The sequence below is a fragment of the Bacteroidales bacterium genome (assembly GCA_014860585.1).
GTDB lineage: Bacteria > Bacteroidota > Bacteroidia > Bacteroidales > 4484-276 > RZYY01.
Genome location: JACZJL010000093.1, coordinates 41,216 through 61,858, shown reverse-complemented (window position 1 = coordinate 61,858; position 20,643 = coordinate 41,216). Strand labels below are relative to the sequence as shown.

The window sequence follows — 20,643 nt, the reverse complement described above, 5'->3', positions numbered from 1 at the left end:
CAATGTTTGATGGTGGTAAAGTTTAAAACAAAATTTCAGTCATTAATCAGGTTGTGTCTGTCAATCATTCACATAGACAAGGTTATTGGTTTTTATTTTATTGGATTCGTATTGATTGTGGCTTCCTGCCAGCATCAACCACAGTTGGAACATGCCGGTCTGAAAAGTGAAATTGACAGTTTGAATGTTGTATTTGGCGAAAACCTCACCTATGATTCATTGAAACTTGCCGAAATCAGCAGGCTGATTGATGTCAGCGATTCCATCAATTATCAGTCGGGAGTAATTAATCTTGCCATTACTTCCTCAAGAATTTACATGGCAAATTTTAAAAATGCGGAAGCGCTCGAAATGCTGAACCTGGCTCAGCAGAACCTGAAAAAAGCAGATGACCCGGGTTTAGAGGCGTTGGTAAATTTTTACTTTGGCAAATTGAATTTCAGGATCAACAACTCCGACATTGCACTGGATCATTTCCTTAAAGCGGCCGACCTGAGCATAGAAGCCGGAGATTCTGCACTTTATTCGCGTACACTCACCGACATCGGAAATCTTTACCTGGAAAAAAGTTCATTAGAAAGGGCCAGAGATTATTTTAATGAAGCCATTGAAATTGATAAACAAACCGGGAACCTCGAAAATCTCATAGTGAATTATCACCAGATGAGCGTTTACCATCATAGAAATGGTGATATGGACAGCGCGAAAATCTACCTTGATCGTGTTTTACAAATGAGTAAGGAGTCAAAAAACACACTCCTTTTTGCCTACTACCTTGCCAATTTAGCAAGTGTAAGCATCAATAATAATGATCTTGACGAAGGAGAAAAAACATCGCTCGAAGCATTGCGATTGCTCGATAGTATCAGCCCGGATATTTCCGGCGGACAAAGCAGATCAACTATCTATGCCAACCTGGCGATACTTTATCAAAAGAGAGAGAATTTCGATGAATCAATAAGGTATTTTAATCTGGCGCTCGAAGACTCAGTTTACAGCATCTTGCCAAAACTCAGGATCGAATTTATTTATCGTCTTCACAAGATTCACAGGCAACTGCAGCATCACGAATTGGCATACAAGTACTTAGACAGGTATATTTATCTTCGGAATTGGTACGATAAAGCGTTGGCAGATCAAAATTTGATGGCTATGGAGTTGAAATACAATTACGGTCAACTTCAAAAAGAACATGAACACCAGCAGTCCAGACTGAGATTAATTCTGATTATTTCAGGCCTGATCATTGGGTTTGGTGTTTCCGTGCTGTTTTTATTGAACCAGAAGCAACGCATAAAAATCAGGAACAACCTGTTGACAAAGAAAATTCAGGATATTAAGCTCGAAAGGCTGAACAGGGAATTGACCACACAGGCATTGAATATGGTCAGAATCAATGAAAGAAAGATCGAACTCATAAAACTGCTGAAAGAAAAAGTGCCGCATTTCAAGCGTGAAAACCAATTCGCAGTGCTCAATATCATTGACGAATTTGAGAAAGACAAAAATGAAATGGTTTGGAAGGAGTTCGAACTCCGGTTTACTGAGGTGTACAATGAGTTTTATGAGAAATTGACTAAAATCAACCCCAATCTTACGCTGAATGAAAAGCGGCTGTGTGCATTTCTGTTTTTGGATATGAATACCAAAGAAATATCCTCCATCACCGGGCAGAGCGTTCGCGCCATCGAACAGGCAAGGGTAAGGCTGAGGAAACAACTAAACCTTACCAACTCCAATATCTCCATCACAACCTTTCTCAGTACTTTTTAGTTAGTGCCAGCCTGAAAACTACTTAAAATAGATTTTCAACGATTTATTTAACCAGCCCTTCCCAAGGGGATCCCTACGGGAAAAGGGAGTAAATCGTTGAAAATCATTGCTCCCGGAATTTATCCCGAGACTTCGGGAGGGTTGGGGTAAACAATGATTTTCTACATTAAGGTTTTCTGGCTGGCACTAGTTACACCAAAATTACACAATCATCTGTAATCCAACTCTTTGTCAGAGCTTGTAATAGAATTGTACTATCCTTTTTCTACACTTGTAATAGAATTGATATACCCCAAAATTTGGCGCAGGAAGAAGCCGACCCTACTTTTGGCAAAAATTTCAATGCCATGGCAAAAAGTAAAAAAGCAGCAACAAAAGGAGGCAGAGTGCCAAAAATCAGGTTAAGCTCAAAAAACAATGACGCAACCCCCGACCAGGAGGAGATCATTTCAAAGATCACTGAAGAAACAAGGGTTCTGCAAGGAATCATTCAACGCTTTAGTAAGCCGGTTTCAGACAATGATGACAATAAATAGATTAATCATTCACTTTTTATTAATAACTAAACATTTCAATTTATGAAAAGATTTACATTAACAGGTTTTGTACTGGTGTTTTTAATGCTCATCAGTGCTGTATCATTTTCTCAGGAAACAACGTTGCCCGATGATGATGAGATAATAAGGATCATGCGGCAGTATGGCATTACACCTCAAGCTACTAAAATGGCGCCCGGCGTGTTGCCAAAACATTCAGAATTGCCTAAAGAGCAAACCGGCACAAGAGGAATTAGTAAACTTTTTGATAACGGCCCATTCGTAACCCATCCCGGCGGGGGTGTGGGAGGGGCTGACTTCTCCTTTACCAATGCGCCATATCAGCAGGCTGGCTATCAGGTGAACTGGCCCAATTACCGAATGTCGGATGATTTAGTGGTTAGTGGTACTGACAGTTGGGCGATTGATGTTATTCGATTGTACGCATACCAGTCAACTTCCCCTACCTCTCCTTCACCGATCCAAAATGCTTACATACAGGTATGGAGCGCTGCGCCCAATGCAGGGGGAACTGTCATTTGGGGCAACCTGGTTACCAGCAGGCTTATCAACACCGAATGGGCGAATTGTTACCGGGGCAATAACCTGACACAGACCAATCGCCCCGTCATGGTGGTTGATTGCAGAACTCCCGGTCTGGAACTTCAGCCCGGAACCTATTGGATTGATTATACTATTGAAGGCTCTGCCGGATATGGCCCTGCAGCTATAATCCCTGTTACCATTACCGGACAGCCCATTACCGGGAATGCAATAACTACATTTAACAATGGAACTACCTGGTCCAGTCTGGGTGGCATAATTTACAAGCAGGGAGCGCCCTTCACTGTTTTCGGTTATGTTGGCTCTCCAGAAGCTCCCGAGGTCATTGATGATTTCGCGGTTACACCGGCAGCCATGGGCGCTTTGTCTGCCGAACTGGCATGGACCAACCCTTCAATAACGCAATCGGGGAGTCCGCTTCCTTCATTGTCTTCTGTTTCCATATACCGCAATGATGTTTTGATTCACGAAAACACTTCTCCCGTTATCGGTGCCGCAGAAACCTTTACCGATACTCCCACCCAGCCTGGGGTGTATCAATATGAAATTTTCGCTACCAACAGCAACGGCAACAGCCCAAAAACTACTGTAACGGTTTATGTAGGAGAGGACGTTCCCGCAGCACCTGCCAATGTACTTTTAATACCGGTAAATAATGGCAATGACGCAGAAATCACCTGGGATGAACCTACGGAAGGATTAAACGGAGGATATTTTACTGGTGCAACCGGGTACACACTTGTCCGAATGCCCGACAGCACGGTGCTGGCTAACAACTGGTCGGGTACTCAGCCTTTTATTGATAACACCCTGCCGGCATTTGGATTTTATGCTTACCGCGTAACTGCTGTAAATGACATCGGCAATGGCGGAACGGGGGTATCCAATGGCGAACTGTTAGGGCCGTTTGTTTATACTAAAAGCGCTTATGCCAACAACTTTAACGAACTGGAGTTTGTAAGCGTAGATGTGATTACAGGGAAACAGACCTTCATTGCCGATAATACCGTTGATCCTTCTTTTACCTATCCGAAAGAAGTGGATGCAACTTTTGTTAATGGTGTGTGTTATGTTGCTGACGGACATAATAATCGTCTGATTATCAAAACTGACAATGGCATTGAGGTTCCGATCGGGCCGCTGTTGCTTAACGGAGCATCGGTTATACCAATGAGTATGGCTTATGATGCGGCAACATCCACCATGTATATGATAGTAATCAATCCAACTTCATTGTGGAAGTCTTTATGCACCATTGATCTGGGCACCCTTGAAATGACTGAGATCAGTGGAACGAGTCTTATTCTTGACCGTACATTAGGCCTCGAGTTCCTTCCGGATGGTTATTTGTATTCTATTGATATTAGTGCCGAACAGCTTGTAAAGATTGATCCGGCAACGGGAACAAAGACTGTGATTGGGCCAATTGGTTTCAACGCAGATAACTTTCAGGCATTAAGCTACGAACCAACTTTGAACCGGCTTTATTCCTATGCCCATGGATTGGGTGACGACCGTTATGGTTACTACGATATTACCACCGGTTTATTCACTTCCCTTACAAACAATCTGGAAACATGGATTTCGGGTTTTGCCATTAAAGATCCGCTGGTGCTTGAGGAAGTAGATGCCGTGGCCTTTTATGTGGAAACCCCGGAAGTGGTAAAAGATAGATTTGGCGTGGGTGAAACAACACCTGTGAATGTGAAAGTCGGAAATTACGGATTGAGCGCCGCATCTTTCGATGTTACCGTTGAGATCGGGGACGATTACAGCGAAACATTAAGTGTTACCAACCTCGGTTCAATTCAGGAAACCGATTTGGTTTTCCCCGACTGGACACCTGCTGTTGCAGGCGCTTATGACGTGGTACTTACTGTTTCCGATCCGGGTGGCGATGGCAACCTGGAAAACAATACAATTTCAAGGGTTATAGATGTTTACGATGGTTGCAGGCATAAATTGACTTTATACTCGCAGTACAACGATGGTTGGTTTGGCGATTGGGCTCAGGTTTACATTAACTGGGTACTATATTATGATTATATCACCAAACCGGCAGGGGTGGTCTATGAATTACCGGTTTATGCCGAAGAAGGAGATTTGATAACTTTCATTTATTACGGTGATGGACTATATAATGCAGAACACTCATGGGAATTGCTGGATGGTGAAGGAAATCAGCTTTTTACCGGCGCCGGTACACAATACTATATCGAGCAATCGGCAACGGCCAATTGTCCGCCAAGTATAATAGCAAACATCTTGTCTTTTTCTTTTAATACTGAAGAAAACCCATCATTGTTTAATGATGTAAACGGGCAAATTGATCCTGTTACATCGTCAATAACCCTTGAAGTTCTTGAGAATGCAAATCTTTCTGATCTGGTCGCTACTTTTACCTTATCTGATGGAGCATCTGCCATGGTAGGAACCGTCACTCAGGTGAGTGCGGTAACCCCGAACGACTTTACCAACCCGGTTGTTTACACCGTTACCGCCGAAGCCGGCAACACGCAGGACTGGACAATTACCGTCAATGCGCTTCCATGTTTAAGTCCCTGGAATTACGCTGTTACCGGCAGCCAGCACATCATTATCATTCCCGTTGATGCTGCGCCTGAAATCTTTGGAGAACCGCTTGCGCCCTACGACTGGATTGGTGTTTTCTTCCTCAACGACGACGGTGAAGAAACCTGCGGCGGCGCCATTCAATGGACCGGAACCGGTAATGTTGGATTTATGGCCTATGCAGATGACCCCACAACTCCCGAAAAAGACGGATTTGATTCCGGTGAACCTTTCCACTGGAGATTGAGCCGATGCGGAAATCCCGAAGAATTTACCGCAATAGCTACTTATGATCCCAACCAGCCCAGCCAGGGAAATTTCCAAAGCCTGGGAATCTCCATGCTCACAAGTCTAAAAGCCGCTTATATTCAATACTTTATACTAAATCAGGGATGGAACAGCATGTCCAGTTACATTGTTCCGTTTACTCCTGCCGTGGAAGATCTGTTTGCCCCCATTGTCAGCAACCTGACCATACTCAGCAACCTGACTACGATGTATTGGCCTCAACAAGGTGTTAACACCATCGGCAACTGGAACAGCAATTCAGGCTACGTGGCCAAAGTGACCGAAGATGTTGAGTTTATGATTGGCGGGGCAGATTATGTTTCAGGAACAATGACGATACCTGCCGGCTGGAGCTATCTGCCGGTACTTTCTGAATGTCCGGCTGATGTGATGGAGATGTTTGGCGGTAACCTGAATGAGGTGGTTATCATACAGGAGCTGATCGGCACACAGATATTCTGGCCTCAGTTTGAAGTTTACACGCTCGAAACTTTTGAGCCGGGCAAAGCTTACAAAATCAAGTTAGCCAATGCGGTAACTGTAACCTTCCCGGAATGTGGCGGACTCAAAAGCAATTTCACTCCTGCACAATCATTCAATTCGATGGAAACAGGATGGGGAACAATCAAAATGACCCCTTACACCCAGTCAGTCGTTTTCCTTGCTAATTCGCTTGTTGATTTCAATGCAGGTGATATGATCGGCGCTTTTGATGAATCAGGTAAGATTTGGGGCTATGTGCAAATCAATTCCAACAGCCAAAACCAAACCATCACTTTGTTTGGTAACGATTTTACTACCCTGGAAAAGAATGGCTTTGCAGCCGGTGAATCCATCATCTTTAAATTGCTGCGCGCTGAAACCGGAGAGGTAATTGATTTAGAGGTTGAATACGACCAATCTGTGGACAATGCATCCGGCACATTCCTCACCAATTCTGTTTCAGCGGTAACCAATGTAACCCTGCTGCAAACCGGAATTGATCAATTCTCAGCATCATCCGTCCGGATGTTTCCCAACCCAGCCCGTGATGTTCTAAACTTATCTATAAACGGAGCTAATGATCAAACCATCACAGTGGAAATCTACGATAACAAAGGTGTAGCTGTTGCCAGAGAATCATTCAGCAACAATACCGCGTTGAATATCAGCCACCTTGCCCCCGGAGTTTATTTTGTAAACATCCGCACCACCGAATTATCTGAAACAAGGAAACTGGTTGTCAAATAAATTTTCTCATAAACGTTAGGTAAAAACCCTGCCCCGAAACGGGCGGGGTTTTTTATTCCGTCCCTGCCCATTTCCAGAAGGGAATTGCATGAATCACCAGCCCATCCTTTTCAAACTCATCTTCCTGATCGAGGGTAATGATATTCCCTGAGCTTGTTCCTGTATAATTCATTGCTTCTGTGATGCCTTTTATTTCTCTTGTCAGATTTTCCTCATCCAGGCGGGAACAAACCTGAAAACATCGGAAAACCGGCCCCTCATCCTGAACCACAAAATCACACTCGCCTGACGCGCCAAAGTAAAATATCCTGTCATGATCTCTGCGAAGATGCAAAAACACTGCATTTTCAAGTTTCCGGCCCGTATCTTTTGAAAAGGAAAGTGAATTGGCGCCGGCCAAACCGGTATCAATAGCGTACACTTTTTTTGGATTATAAATTTGCTTCTTCAGCGAAAAATCAAATAAGGGGATAGCAAACAAGAGGTAGCTGTTTTGGAAATAGGATAAAAAATCAATTGCGGTTGTTGCTGAACCCAGCTCAAATGTCTTTCGTAATTGATTGTATGACAAGGTTTTTGAAACATTGGTAATCAGATAAATCGCCAACTGCTTTAAGGTTTCGTGTCTTTTAACCTGATATCTTACCGAAATATCCCGGTAAATAATATCGTAAAGTATCTGATGCAAAATGTCTTCATCTCCATATTTAAGATATTCAGGAAATCCGCCCCTGCAAAGGAAATCAACTGCCGAATCTGCCGAGGCCACCTGGTTGGAGAAAGTTAAAAACTCACGGTACGAAAACGGTAACAATTCTTTTGGGATGTACCTTCCAGTTAACTTTGTCCCCAACTCGATGCTCAACATGGATGCATTCGAACCTGTAAGAAAAACCGCATAATCTTCATCATGCAAAGCCCTGATGTACCGCTCCCATTCGGGCACGATCTGAATCTCATCAAAATAGATGTTTCTCAGGCCTTGTTCTTTAATTATTTCATCGAGACGATTAAAGTCTTTCAGATCGAAACCTGTAAGTTTTGGGTCTTCAAAGTTGAGGAATAAGCAGTTTGAGTCTTCGCCAATAAGCTGGCGCATCAGCGTGCTTTTGCCACATCGTCTTATCCCGCTGATGATTTTGATATGACCGCCGGTTAATGAAATTTCTGACAGCAGTTCACGGCTAATTCCGGGTTCGGCCACCTCATTTCTCTCCTTTTGAAGATCAATTACCTCCAGAATAGTTGATTTTAACATAGTTGCGATAATTTATTTTACAAAAATAAAATATTTTATCTTACCAGTGAAAAGCTGGGAACATACGATTAAAAACACCAGGATTAAATCATTGCAATTGCAAAATCAACATTGGTTGAATATTTCCCTGCCATTTTATTGTACAGGTATTGATTTTTATACAATTAGCCAAACCACTCAATCTCTTACGTTGGCTGAAACTATCCAATCAAGTGTTAAAGAAATGGTGCCTGAAAAATTCTCGTAACGTTAGGTAACGACCCCTGCCCCGAAACGGGCGGGTTTTTTTTTGAAAAGGACTACCGTTACTGAGACCTGCTGCAATTTACGTGGTAGCGTGACTTTTCAATGATAATGGTTAGATACTCTGTATTTTGAGAAATCCATCGCGTTGAAAATTCATCACAAAGAATTTGTAAATTGAAGTTCGAATCTGACAAATTATCATAAATATGTCGGGTTTATCCGACAAATTTTAAACCTATCATAGACAACCCTTATCATGGGAAGTAATTTTAGGAAAATGAGTCAAATTTGAAAATCGAGTTACACCAACCCATCTTCCACCAGCTGCATTGCATGATCGGTAAGGGTTTTTTGAATGGGCGTGTATTTTACTCCCAAACCGATGCTCTTTGAATTATCGAAACTGTATTTTATCCCGACATTCAGGTTGATAAATTTCCAGGAGAAACCCATCAACGGCCCGGCGATATAAAGGAGAATTTTGGGTGCTGCCGATTTTGGAATGGGCAGGTTGGGATACTTTTCCCTCAGGATTTTGGCCATTTCCAGCAGCGACAAAGTGGTGCTTACACAGATATGGCGGCCGGTTGCGTTTGCATTGGTCGCAGCAAGGATATGGGCTTTTGCCACGTCCCTGACATCCACCACACCAAAGTAGAGATCGGGTACGCCGCTTTTGTACTTGCCGTTGATAATCGAGCGCATCATATCCACGCTGGTCGAGTCAACTCTTTGCGACAGCGAAGGCCCCATCACAAAACCGGGGTTGATGGTGGTCAATTTCCATTGCTGCTGTTCTCCGGCAATCTTCCAGGCTTCACGCTCCGCAATGGTTTTGGAATATTGGTAGGGATTATGCTTCGCATTGCTTTTGGTGTTCCAGTGCTCTTCTGTAAACATGTTGTTTTTCGTTTTGTTGATGTCGGCTGCATCGCTGTAAATTGCGGCTACACTGCTGGTGACGACGATCCTTCTTACTTCCGGAAATTCATTGGCCAGAGTGAGCACATTGCGTGTTCCCTCCAGTGCTGGCTGGATCAGCTCCCGCTGAGCATCTTTAATTTTTGCAATTACGAATGGAGAAGCCGTGTGGAGGATAATGTTGCATCCTTTCATTGCTTCGCGGAAACTCCCCATGTTGAGCAAATCGGCTTCAAAAAGGGACAATTGCCCGGGGTACTTTTGTTGCAATTCGATCAGATGGATGATCTTTTCTTTGTTTTTAAGACTTCTTATTGTTCCGTGAACCTTCTCTCCCTGTTCCAGTAGGAATTTCACTATCCATGATGCGATGTATCCTGAAGCGCCGGTAACCAAATATGTTTGCATGATTATTTATGAATGTTAGATTAATTGATTTAAGCAGTAGTAATAACATCAATATCCGATTAATAGTTCATAGAGAAAACATGATTACAAATACAACTTCGAACCGGAAAAATCTAACTTGGTTCATCAAACTGAAAAATCTAAACCGGTAACCAAAAATATTTGCATGATTCTGTTTATTTTCTGTAAATTCTTGAATTTTTATTTTTGCCACGAAGGCACGAAGACACTAAGTTTTCCTCTTTGTGCCTTTGCGTCTTTGTGGCCATTTAATTTATGCCACGAAGGCACGAAGGCACGAAGACACTAAGTTTTTTCTTTGTGCCTTTGCGTCTTTGTGGCTATTAAAACCACTAAATAGGGCTAATATTTTGAAATCCTTCTCTTAATGCCGTTTTTGATCAGAGGCACATTGAAATTGATCAAGTAGCCCAACCTTTTCCCAGTAAGTTTTAAATGGCTGAGCAGTTGTGCCTCCCAAACCGGATTCACATTATCCAGAGCTTTCAACTCGCAAATTACCAGATTATTGACAAGTACATCCAATCTCAATCCTTCATCAAATATTATCCCATCAAAAGTGATTGGAATATCAAGTTGTCTTTTTACTTCAAACCCCGCCTTTCGCAGTTCGTGACAAAAACAAACCTCATAAACTTTCTCAAGCAGTCCGGGTCCAAGCTCTTTGTGTACCACATAAGCGGCATTTACGACGGCTTTTCCAACAGCCTCCTCCTCCGGAGTTAGCGGTAAATATGCTCTTTGACTTTTCTTGTTTTCCATTGATTGTGTTTTATAGTTAGCTTTCAAAGGAACTTAAGCCCTATGTTTTCAACTTTGTGTCTTAGAGTCTTTGTGGCCATTCCATTTTGCCACTCACAAGGTGATGCCTGTGGCAGAAGGCACAAAGGCTCCAAGTTTTCTTGACGGTATCCATAACTATCATTTTGAAAAAATTTCGAAATTTTGTAAAGAAAACAAATTTACATGAAATTTTGTCTTGCACTGCCCATTTAACCTTCTTCCTTCATAAACTTAGTGAATCTTTGTGTCATTGAGCCTTTTGCCAAAGGCATCACTTGGTGAGTGGCAACTTTTTCTTTTTGCCACCAAGACTCTAAGAATCAAAATAATAAAGAATTTCAGGAATTTTCTGGCAGGTAATAGCTTCGCTCCGGAAAAATCTATCTTTGCCCGTCGAATGGATATATTTAAGAATATGGTAAACCTGGATAAAAAAATAGCTGAAGCAGCTATTCATATTGCGAATGCAAATCACCTGGTAGCTTTTACCGGTGCAGGAATTTCGGTCGAAAGTGGTATTCCACCGTTTCGTGGCGCCGACGGACTTTGGAGTAGGTATAATCCTGAAGTACTTGAGCTGGATTATTTTTTCCGGAATCCACTCGATTCATGGAAAGTGATCAAGGAGATTTTCTATGACTTCTTCGGGAAAGCGCAGCCCAACATTGCCCATCAGGCTTTGGTGCGGTTTGAAAAATTGGGTTTGTTAAAATCAGTGATCACTCAAAACATTGACAACCTGCACCAGGCTGCCGGAAATACTATTGTCCATGAGTTTCACGGGAACTCGCAGCGACTTGTCTGCACCCGATGCAGCGCGCATTATCACGCCTTTGAGGTTTCGCTAGAAACACTACCGCCATCCTGTCAGAAATGTGGAAATCTATTAAAGCCCGATTTCATTTTCTTCGGCGAAAGGATTCCGATGGATGCTTACAACGCTTCCATCGAAGCTGCCGAAAGTTGCGATGTGTTCCTGATCATCGGCTCAACGGGTGAGGTTTCTCCAGCCAATCAGATTCCGGGTATCGCCAAACGCAACGATGCCGTTGTCATCGAAGTAAATCCTGAAACCTCGCGTTACACAAACCACATCACCGACATCCATCTGGAAGGCAAGGCTGGTGAAGTGATGAAAATTATCCTTGAAAAAGTGGAAAAAATCAAATCACAATGACAGTGAAACTAAATTTCGATTAATTTTGCCGGCAGTTACACGCGGTAGTAGCTCAGTTGGTAGAGCATCAGCTTCCCAAGCTGAGGGTCGTGGGTTCGAACCCCATTTACCGCTCGAAGTAAATCAGGGAGTTATCTAAAACAGTTAACTCCCTGTTTCTTTTTGGTGTAAACATGGTGTAAACAAATTTTGCAAAAAAATAAGCAACAAAAAAAAGAGGCTGACCTTGTGAGACAGCCTCATTTCATTTCGCAAATTGGGTTCATTTACTCCACAAAAAAGCATTCTGTTGTTATTTCGAATATTCAGCTTCACAATTGGAAGAGTCGCCAGCAATTTCAAGTGAGTAGGACCAAAGTATTTTACCGTTTGACTGCAGGGTTCCGTAACCGTCGATCTTCCAATTATCGCCAATCGTTTGCTCAGGAATATTTATCGTGCTACCAGTTACATATCCCTCAGCAGGGGGGTAGTCTTCTCCTGTCAATGCAAAATTGTAGAGCAGTACCTTTGTATCGTTACCAGCAGCGGCTTCGATTTCTACCTCGTAATTGAGCCGCACACAGGATTCATCAACCACCCAGGTACCAAGGAATGCTTCCCGGGGATCTCCATCAGGGTTGGTTTCATCGTCAATACATGAATTCAATTGAAACGCAAGGGCTACAAAGAGGAATGGAAAAAGGATTTTTTTCATTGGAATAAGATTTTAGTGTGACAAAAGTATCAAAACAAAGCGATTGTAGGTTGGAAATTACCATTTTAATAACATGATTAATCAAATTGCACCAAAAATCAATCCGGAAATAGTTGCCATAACAATAACAAGTGATACATAAACTGTTGTCTTTTGTGTACCTATCACTGATTGGATGACAAGAATATTTGGAAGTGATAACGAAGGACCGGCTAAAAGTAAAGCCAGGGCAGGGCCTTTCCCCATCCCCGATGCTAACAGCCCCTGCAGAATAGGTACTTCGGTGAGTGTGGCAAAATACATAAACGCTCCTACCACCGAAGCGAAGAAATTGGAAAAGACTGAATTTCCGCCTACAAGCCTCGAAATCCATTGACCCGGAATAATGCCCGGAATCTGGGTTTCATCGTGGGTTGACCCAAGCAGAAACCCTGCGACAATCACACCCAGAGCGAGAAGCGGCATGATCTGCTTAGCAAAATCCCATGAAGAAATGGTCCACTCGCGATTGTCATCATCCTTTTTGTCAAAGAGGGTAATCACACTCAATCCGGTAATGGCAACTACCATTGGAACCAATGGATTCGGAGTTAGAAACCCTGAAATTGCAGTCGCGAGAGCTGCAATAGCTACCCATTGCCATTTTATTCTCAGGATAAAAATCAATGAATACATCAACACCAACCCAAAGGCAGCGGTGATCAGCCATTTGTTTGACCATATCAAGTACCAGGCGCCATCAGTGACCCCTTCACCAGGCTTGCCCCAGTTGGCAAAAACCAGGATCAGTACGAGGGTGAAGAAGTGCAGCGAGGTTTGCCAAAATGGTCTTTTTTCCGGTACATCCGGAAAGTTGACTTGTTCTGCTGCCTTGGCTTTTTCTTCTTTCCGGTAAATAAGTGCCATGGCAGATCCTATAACCACTGCGAATACCACGGCGCCAATCACCCTGGCCAATCCCATTTCAAACCCCAAAATGCGGGCAGTAAGAATGATGGCTAAAATATTTATCGCCGGACCTGAATACAGAAAAGCAATGGCAGGCCCTAATCCTGCACCGCGTTTATAAATACTTGAAAACAGCGGCAAAATCGTGCAACTGCAAACGGCCAGAATGGTACCTGAAACCGAAGCCACTGAATAGGCTACCCACTTTTTGGCTTTTGCTCCAAAATACTTCAGCACTGCCGCCTGGCTCACAAAGATAGAAATCACCCCGGCAATAAAAAAAGCCGGCAATAAACACAATATCACATGCTCCTGCGCATACCATCGGGTAAGGTCGAGCGTGGCATCAACCGCCTGTCTGAAATTGACATTTTCCAATGGCATAAAAAAAGCCAGCAGAAAGAAAAAAATGATCCAGAACAGGAATTTCAACTCTTTGTTTAGCTCCATCAGTGATTTGATTTTAAAAGTTAACTTCCAAAATAGGTCATGTAGATCAGGTAAATTCCGGCCAGGATGAACAGCACAGCTATCACCTTCCGGAACCCTTTTTCAAAAGTCCTGATCTTGTTATACATCGCGCCTACCTTACCGATTGAGAAGGCGAGGAACCATGCAAAGATGATCACCGGAATACCGGTTGCGAGGGCAAAAACAACAGGGAGGTACATTCCTCCCGGACTGCTGATGGTAAGCGGGATTAATGCGCCAAAGTAAAGCACACCGCTGTAAGGACAAAAAGCCAAGGCAAATACAATCCCAAGCAGCAGCACTCCCCACCACCCTGACCGGCTTCTTTCCTCCATCTTTTCGCTGAATTTGCCCATGCCCGGAAAATTTATTTTAATTACATCGAGCATAAAAATGCCGATTAACACCAGCAAAGGGCCGACAATCTTCTCACCCCAAATAACAATTCCTGTTTGCAGGAAATTTAGCTGATCGGCGAAGAAGTAAAAAAGCAAACCGATGAATGTATATGAAATCGCCCGGCCAAGCGTGTAAATGATGCCGTTCAGAAATACCTTCCGGCGATCTTCAAGGTCTTTGCTGATAAAACCAATGGCTGTTAAATTGGTGGCCAACGGGCATGGACTGATGGCTGTCATGAGGCCGAGCGCCAAAGCGGAGATGAACGGCAACTGCGCGCTGTCGTAAAGGTTATAAAGGAACTCCTGCATGAAGATTGATTTTTCTAAAGGACGCTTTCAATTCCCGCTTTCACCTGCTTCCTCAGCCGTTCGGGATTGCTTGTGTTCATGAAGGCTTTGTTGGTAATGTCAGCCTGTTTATCCCCATGTTTTACCAGCAATGTCTGCCCCGAAACTCCCAGGCTCTCAGCCACCTTTTCATTGTCACCCTCTTCAAGGTTAAGCACTTTGTAAATAATTGTCCCATCTTTGACCTTTTCGGGGAAATATTCATTAATGGCCTTTTCAGTCTCAGCTTCAACCGTTTTGCAACTCATACAGCGCCGGGTAAGATGGAAATAATAAACCTCAACAATATCTTTGTCTTTTGACTGGCTGATAGTTACCTGAGCCTGTAGGTACAAATCCGGCATCAACATCAGTAGCATAACCGGAATAAAGAAAAATTTATTCATCGTTCTGTTATTTATTGGGTTAATAATTTCCTGATTTCATCATTCGACGGAACGCGCCCCTTCATGACTACTTTTCCGTCAATCACAAGTGCTGGTGTGGTGGCTATGCCATAAGCCATAATATCCATGATATCTTCAACTTTTGACACCCGGGCTTCAATTCCCATGGTTTCGACCATATCGCGCACAACTTTTTCAAGGTTTTTACACTTTGTGCAACCGGTGCCCAATACTTTAATATCCATTTTGCTTAAGTTTTAAAAATTATTGTTCGTTAATTTACGAACAAAAGTAACGAATATTTTGTAAAAGCAAATTTTTGGAGGATTTTTTATCCGAATCTACCAACAGAAATTCTATTCAGGTTCACAGGATGATGAATTCACTTGGCTCCCAAAAAGTCCGTGAAAAAGCTGATGCGCCTGCTCCCAGGTCTCCCGGTTAAGGCAATACTTGATTTTTGGAGGCTCGATTTCTCCCTGAATAAGATTTGCCTTTTTCAATTCTTTCAAATGCTGCGATAATGTGGATTTGGCAATTGGAAGTTCCTCTGAAAGATCGCCGCTGTAGCAGCAGGATTGTTTGGATAAAAGTTCGAGAACATAAATTCGAACCGGATGGCTCATAGCTTTGGCCAATTTGGAAAGTTCATCCTGGGTTGGGGTAAAAATTTGTTCAGTCTGTTTGGTCATGGGTTCGCGGATAATTAAATGTTGTCATTGTTGTCAGGTTGCTGCCGCGCTTGCGGCATCGGGTTGTCATTGTTGTTGTGTACTTTGTAATTTCCTGTTTTTTCTTGTTATCACAAAACCCTGTCAGTCCCGTACGTGCGGGATTGCACACTGACAGGTTTTGGATCCATCATTATCGCCAATCAACCGGTAAAGGGCTGCAATCCCCTCGTGCCTCGGGGCTTTCTTCACATCACTCCCCGCCCCCTCCTTCGTCGGGGTCGGGCAAGCATCACTCCATCATTCCATTATTCCACCAGTCCATCACTCCATTTTTCCATTCCCCCATTTTCCCAATAAAAAAAAGCAGCAGCCCTGTAAGCGGGATTCTGTCATCCCGCCGAAGCGGGAGTTTCTGTCATTTATCTGGGCCAGGCTTTGCAGCATGGCTCTAACGACCTACCCCTCACGGCATGCCGGAGTTCCGGCATTTCGACGAGCAGCCTGTATTCCACTGTAGTGGAGCCGCGATATACATGGCCTTTCAACCCATAAGGTTTACCCCGGTGCGATGTCGCCAACGCAACGCGTGAGCTCTTACCTCACGTTTTCACCCTTGCCTGCCGGAAGAACCGACATCAGCGGTAATTTTCTGTGGCACTGGCTGTTCCCGTATGAGCGGGACCTTCCCGTTAGGAAGTATGGCGCTCTGCGTTGTCCCGACTTTCCTCTCCTTTTGCCCGAAAGCAAAAGCAGCGACAGAACAGGCTGCTGCTTATGCGGCAAAGTTACTGCAAATTATCAGACTGGATTTCCTGACTGGCGGGTAAACCAATTGCTGATGCTTTACTACCAAAGCGCAACTGCGCCATAATCATCCCCGAAAGCATCAGTGCGCAACCGAAAAGGTTCCTGGCAGTCATCAGCTCATTCAAAATGAGCCAGCCTCCGATAACTGCAAACAACGATTCAAGGCTTAGGATGATGGAGGCTGCTGACGGATGGGCGTGTTTTTGTCCGGCAACCTGCAGGGTGTAAGCTATTCCAACGGAAAAGATTCCCCCATAGAGTATGGGAATGACAGCATCAGTAACTCCTGAAAGCTCAATGGTTTCAGTAGCAAAGGCAGCAACAAGGCTCAACACCGCACAGACGAAAAACTGTAATACCGACAACCTGATAATGTTTGCTCTGGCCGAAAATTTTCCGATTATCAGGATGTGAAAGGTGAAAAACAACCCACTGATCAGAACAAATGAATCACCCATGGCAAGGGTAAAATTTTCTGTAATACTCAGGAAATAAAGACCAATGGCTGCAACCACAGCGCCAGCCCAAACAGTGATGGATGTTTTTTGCCTGATGAAAATCCCAACAACCGGAACCAAAATTACATACAATCCTGTGATAAAACCAGCCTTGCCCGCTGTTGTATGGACTATCCCTATTTGCTGCAAACTTACAGCCATAAACATGACCAATCCGGCCAATAACCCACCGGCAACATCATCCCGACTCCATTTTCCTTCTGCTAAACCTTTGCGATTTACAGTTTTCCCCTGAAAATACAGCAGTGGCAATAAGGTGACACATCCCAGCAAAAACCTGATTCCATTAAAAGTAAACGGCCCGACATGCTCCATGCCAGCGCGCTGCGCCACAAAGGCAAATCCCCAAATAATCGCAGTTAGCAGCAATAGCAGGTTGGAAGTGAGCGATTTGGAAACAGGCATCTTGAAAATGTTGATTAAAAATTAATTGAACTACAGGTCATTTAAGACAAAAGACTACGATAGAAATAGTTGATCGTGCAAATTCTTATTCAGTTATTAGCAATGGCCAGAAATCCTTCTTTTTGAATTTTATTCCCCGCCATACCCAAAGTTTTGTGATGGTTCTGCGGGGTGAAATATTGAACAGCAAAATCATAGCAGATAGAAAAAGAAGTTTCACTTAGGGGTTTTGGGCGGAAAAAGAGTTGTGATTGGAATAATAATGAAATGATTACTAATACTATGAAGAAGAAAATCACTCCTTCGCTTTTATCCCGTAACGCCCTTCCATGATTCCAATTAAAGACAGATCTTCGTCAAGCTCAGGCCAGTGCAATCCGGCGCCAGCACAAATAATTTCGATATTGTTTAGTGCCTCAGGAGTAGCATTTTTTAAACGTTCATTCAATCGTACAGGAAAACGAATTTCTCTTGAATCTTCAAGTAAGATACAGATCATTCCATTTTCATACCATGCCTTTTTCGCAATGAAAATCAATTCAGCTACCATGTACTTCATACCATTTTTCTTTAATCAATTCGATATTTTCTATAACTAACTCTTCGGCAATCTTCAGGTCTTTTATTTTCAACCCCTGAGCAAAATCAAGTTCAACAGGCTCGACCCAAAACTTCGCAAAACCTCCGCCTTCCTTACATGAATATGCATAGGTTCTTGCCCCTCATTGGAAAAAAATTAAAAGACAAAACCAAGCTTTCTGAAAACTTCCGGCATTATTAATAGTTTTTCTGCAAAAATACGTTTTAAAAGTTTTTGTACATCAACAAATTATTCAGTTGATCAGTTCACAAACAAGCCAATAGTCTGAATTTTCAAGCTCTTTTCCGAACCAAAAGAAAATGGGCTCATGGCAAATGCAGATTCATTTCCTGGACAAACAACACAAATTTAGCCATGAAATTGTTGATGATTTGGTTAAATAGTGCCAGCAAGAAAACTCCTTAAAATAAATTTTCAACGATTTCCTTTCCCCACCCTAAAGGGAGTAAATCGTTGAAAATCATTGCTCCCGGAATTTATCCCGAGACTTCGGGAGGGTTGGGGTAAACAATGATTTTCTACATTAAGAGTTTTCTTGCTGGCACTAAATAAAAGCCTCCGCAAACGCACTGGCCATTGCCTGCAATGCTTCTTTTTTTGCCTTCTTATCCAGGTATGGCGGCCCGGTTGGGGTGTTGTTGACATCAATCAGGTAAATCCTGCCATCGTCCAGATCGCGCAGCACATCCACTTCGCCATAATCAAGACCGAATTCGTTACAGAAAAGGATGATTTTTTCGATCTCATCTGCCGAAAAAAGCTTGTCCGGAGGATGCACTTCAGCATTCTTCAAGCGGTGATGAAATCTTTTAAACAACCCAAAGCGGGTTTCAAGGGTTTTGTACTTGACAAATACCAGTGGGATTTTCCCGCCAATGACCGGAACCCGCATGTCGGCCACAAATTTGCCCCCGACAACATTATTGATCAATTTCTGATAAACAAAACCTTGCTCCCTGGCAACCGGCCCCTGAACAATTTCCCCATCGTGCACGGCATTGATCTCGTTCTTTTTAACCATCAGGCCAGTGTAGTTTGTGCAATCAACCAGGCTGGAATACCCAAATATTTTATTGAATACTTCATCCACATAACTTTTGGAGATGTCGTTGCAATGAAGGTTCACCACTTTTTTTGTTTTAGCTAATTCTAAAACTTTGCCGTCCGGCTCACTGAAAGTCCAGTCGTACCAGAAAATCGCTACAGAATGAATCTTTTCCGGATTGTTGGTAATATTGAAGTTCAAATAGCGAAAGGCTTTGTGCAGCACAGTACTTTTACTCGGAAACTGGGGATAAAACAACGCCGTTTTGATTTGCTTTCCATTTTTGAAATAATTGATCAGCCAATAGATACGATACATTGTATCCTCGAGCATCTTCTTTGGGAGTGGCATTCCCTTACGATATTTGTTAATGAAGTGCATTTATCCGGGTTGAAATTATATTGATAACATTTTGCAAAGAAAAGCAATACCGAGATTCAATATACTAAATAGTATCGACAAGAAGACTCTATTTGTTGAAAATCATTGTTTACCCCAACCCTGAAGGGAGCAATGATTTTCAACGATTTACTCCCTTTTCCCGAAGGGATCCCTATGGGAAGGGTGGGGTAAAAAAATCGTTGAAAATCAAATTAAGTTGTTTTATTGCCGACACAAAATAACAAATCAGTGCTTTATAAATCAAAACCAAACAAAAGAAGAATTGTTAAGTTTGCCAAAAATCTAACAACCTCATGGATAAAAAACTTTTGAAGGATTGGGTTGCCCTATACACTGACGAAATGCTGAAGTGGGCTTACCACAAGACTTCATCAACACAAATAGCCGAAGACCTGGTGCAGGAGACTTTCCTGGTTGCGGTGGAAAAGCATGAAACGTTCAAGGGTGAGAGTTCAGCCAAAACGTGGCTTTTCTCCATCCTGAATCATAAAATCATTGACTATTACCGCAAAAAGGTGCACCAGCCCGTTCTCACTGAAAGCAGCTCTTTTTCAACATTTTTCGAGGACGACAGTTCGTGGAAAAAAGAACGCGCTCCTCAGAACTGGCACGAAGACAGCCACCTCCTCGACCAGGATGATTTCGCCGGAGTGTTAAAGCTATGCCTCGATGCTTTGCCCGAAACATGGAACTTATGCGTAAAGCTGAAATACCTCTCAGGAAAAAGCGGCGAAGAAATTTGTCAGGAAGTGGGTATCACCCCGACCAATTTCTGGCAAATCGTACACCGGGCTAAACTTCAGCTTAGAGATTGCATTGATAATAAATGGTTTAAAAATTAGAGCGCATGAAAAAGTTGATACACATTTTATTTCTTTCCTGCATTAAAGCAACTGAATTGATTGAGAAAAACTTTCATTTCAAACTATCGCGCAAGGAAAAAATGCAGCTCAGAATACACACTATAATGTGTGATGCCTGCAAGTGTTATGAAAACCAAAGCGCTTTCCTCGAAAAAGCAATAGCCGCCAGTCTTCACAAAGAGCTGATTGATTCAGAACTGAAAGAAGCTAAAGAAAAAATTATTCATCAGTTTTCCGGTAGTTCTAAATAAACCCAATCTGTATTTGATTTTTAAAACGTTTTTGGACTTTTGTAAAAATG

18 protein-coding genes, 1 tRNA gene, 1 other RNA gene and 1 pseudogene are annotated in these 20,643 nt (G+C 42.9%); 7 read left to right on the top strand and 14 right to left on the bottom strand.

Annotated features, from left to right (window positions below; genetic code table 11):
- The first annotated feature begins 9 nt into the window (after positions 1-9).
- The 3 genes from IH598_09525 to IH598_09515 all read left to right on the top strand — a co-directional run bounded on the left by IH598_09525 (position 10) and on the right by IH598_09515 (position 6,962).
- Positions 10-1,773, top strand: a complete 1,764-nt coding sequence (locus IH598_09525; GenBank protein MBE0638747.1) for a tetratricopeptide repeat protein — start codon at positions 10-12, stop codon at positions 1,771-1,773.
- 347 nt (positions 1,774-2,120) lie between these two features.
- The gene (locus tag IH598_09520) at positions 2,121-2,309 is read left to right on the top strand and encodes a hypothetical protein (GenBank protein MBE0638746.1); all 189 of its coding nucleotides are present in this window, start codon (positions 2,121-2,123) and stop codon (positions 2,307-2,309) included.
- Positions 2,310-2,351: 42 nt separating this feature from the next.
- Entirely contained in the window at positions 2,352-6,962 is a 4,611-nt protein-coding gene (locus IH598_09515; protein MBE0638745.1) for a T9SS type A sorting domain-containing protein, read from the top strand.
- A gap of 52 nt (positions 6,963-7,014) precedes the next feature.
- Here the strand turns inward: IH598_09515 and IH598_09510 are convergent, their stop codons facing one another.
- From IH598_09510 to IH598_09500, 3 genes are all read right to left on the bottom strand, one after another.
- Positions 7,015-8,220, bottom strand: a complete 1,206-nt coding sequence (locus IH598_09510; GenBank protein ID MBE0638744.1) for an ATP-binding protein — start codon at positions 8,218-8,220, stop codon at positions 7,015-7,017.
- Between the two features lie 546 nt (positions 8,221-8,766).
- The gene (locus IH598_09505; GenBank protein MBE0638743.1) at positions 8,767-9,795 is read right to left on the bottom strand and encodes an aldehyde reductase; all 1,029 of its coding nucleotides are present in this window, start codon (positions 9,793-9,795) and stop codon (positions 8,767-8,769) included.
- 363 nt (positions 9,796-10,158) lie between these two features.
- Positions 10,159-10,578 (bottom strand): GxxExxY protein, encoded by a 420-nt coding sequence (locus IH598_09500; protein ID MBE0638742.1) that lies wholly within the window; start codon positions 10,576-10,578, stop codon positions 10,159-10,161.
- A gap of 436 nt (positions 10,579-11,014) precedes the next feature.
- Here IH598_09500 and IH598_09495 point away from each other — a divergent pair, with 436 nt between their 5' ends.
- The gene (locus IH598_09495) at positions 11,015-11,776 is read left to right on the top strand and encodes an NAD-dependent deacylase (GenBank protein ID MBE0638741.1); all 762 of its coding nucleotides are present in this window, start codon (positions 11,015-11,017) and stop codon (positions 11,774-11,776) included.
- 41 nt (positions 11,777-11,817) lie between these two features.
- Positions 11,818-11,890 (top strand) — tRNA-Gly (locus IH598_09490).
- A 178-nt stretch (positions 11,891-12,068) separates the two neighbouring features.
- Here IH598_09490 and IH598_09485 read toward each other — a convergent pair.
- The 11 genes and pseudogenes from IH598_09485 to IH598_09435 all read right to left on the bottom strand — a co-directional run bounded on the left by IH598_09485 (position 12,069) and on the right by IH598_09435 (position 19,458).
- Positions 12,069-12,473: a hypothetical protein gene (locus tag IH598_09485; protein MBE0638740.1), complete on the bottom strand. Its 405-nt coding sequence runs from the start codon at positions 12,471-12,473 to the stop codon at positions 12,069-12,071.
- An 81-nt stretch (positions 12,474-12,554) separates the two neighbouring features.
- A complete protein-coding gene (locus IH598_09480; GenBank protein MBE0638739.1) occupies positions 12,555-13,871 on the bottom strand; it encodes a permease in 1,317 nt (438 codons plus the stop codon).
- 20 nt (positions 13,872-13,891) lie between these two features.
- On the bottom strand, positions 13,892-14,602 hold the full coding sequence (locus tag IH598_09475; GenBank protein MBE0638738.1) for a sulfite exporter TauE/SafE family protein: 711 nt from the start codon (positions 14,600-14,602) through the stop codon (positions 13,892-13,894).
- A 14-nt stretch (positions 14,603-14,616) separates the two neighbouring features.
- Positions 14,617-15,027: a hypothetical protein gene (locus IH598_09470; GenBank protein ID MBE0638737.1), complete on the bottom strand. Its 411-nt coding sequence runs from the start codon at positions 15,025-15,027 to the stop codon at positions 14,617-14,619.
- A gap of 11 nt (positions 15,028-15,038) precedes the next feature.
- Positions 15,039-15,272, bottom strand: coding sequence for a TM0996/MTH895 family glutaredoxin-like protein (locus IH598_09465; protein ID MBE0638736.1), 234 nt, complete (start codon positions 15,270-15,272; stop codon positions 15,039-15,041).
- Between the two features lie 111 nt (positions 15,273-15,383).
- On the bottom strand, positions 15,384-15,719 hold the full coding sequence (locus IH598_09460; protein ID MBE0638735.1) for a winged helix-turn-helix transcriptional regulator: 336 nt from the start codon (positions 15,717-15,719) through the stop codon (positions 15,384-15,386).
- Positions 15,720-16,060: 341 nt separating this feature from the next.
- Positions 16,061-16,473: RNase P RNA component class A (gene rnpB, locus IH598_09455), an RNA gene on the bottom strand.
- A gap of 13 nt (positions 16,474-16,486) precedes the next feature.
- A complete protein-coding gene (locus IH598_09450) occupies positions 16,487-17,431 on the bottom strand; it encodes a DMT family transporter (protein MBE0638734.1) in 945 nt (314 codons plus the stop codon).
- 295 nt (positions 17,432-17,726) lie between these two features.
- Positions 17,727-17,990 carry a DUF2442 domain-containing protein gene (locus tag IH598_09445; GenBank protein ID MBE0638733.1) on the bottom strand — a complete coding sequence of 88 codons (264 nt, stop codon included), beginning with the start codon at positions 17,988-17,990 and terminating at the stop codon, positions 17,727-17,729.
- Positions 17,971-18,206, bottom strand: a pseudogene (locus IH598_09440) (DUF4160 domain-containing protein). Before IH598_09440 ends, IH598_09445 begins: the two are co-directional and overlap by 20 nt.
- 370 nt (positions 18,207-18,576) lie before the next feature.
- Positions 18,577-19,458 (bottom strand): hypothetical protein, encoded by an 882-nt coding sequence (locus IH598_09435; protein MBE0638732.1) that lies wholly within the window; start codon positions 19,456-19,458, stop codon positions 18,577-18,579.
- Positions 19,459-19,772: 314 nt separating this feature from the next.
- On the opposite strand from IH598_09435, the gene IH598_09430 reads away from it, so the two are divergent.
- Both IH598_09430 and IH598_09425 read left to right on the top strand, forming a co-directional pair.
- The gene (locus IH598_09430; protein MBE0638731.1) at positions 19,773-20,321 is read left to right on the top strand and encodes a sigma-70 family RNA polymerase sigma factor; all 549 of its coding nucleotides are present in this window, start codon (positions 19,773-19,775) and stop codon (positions 20,319-20,321) included.
- A 5-nt stretch (positions 20,322-20,326) separates the two neighbouring features.
- On the top strand, positions 20,327-20,593 hold the full coding sequence (locus IH598_09425) for a hypothetical protein (protein MBE0638730.1): 267 nt from the start codon (positions 20,327-20,329) through the stop codon (positions 20,591-20,593).
- Positions 20,594-20,643 lie beyond the last annotated feature (50 nt).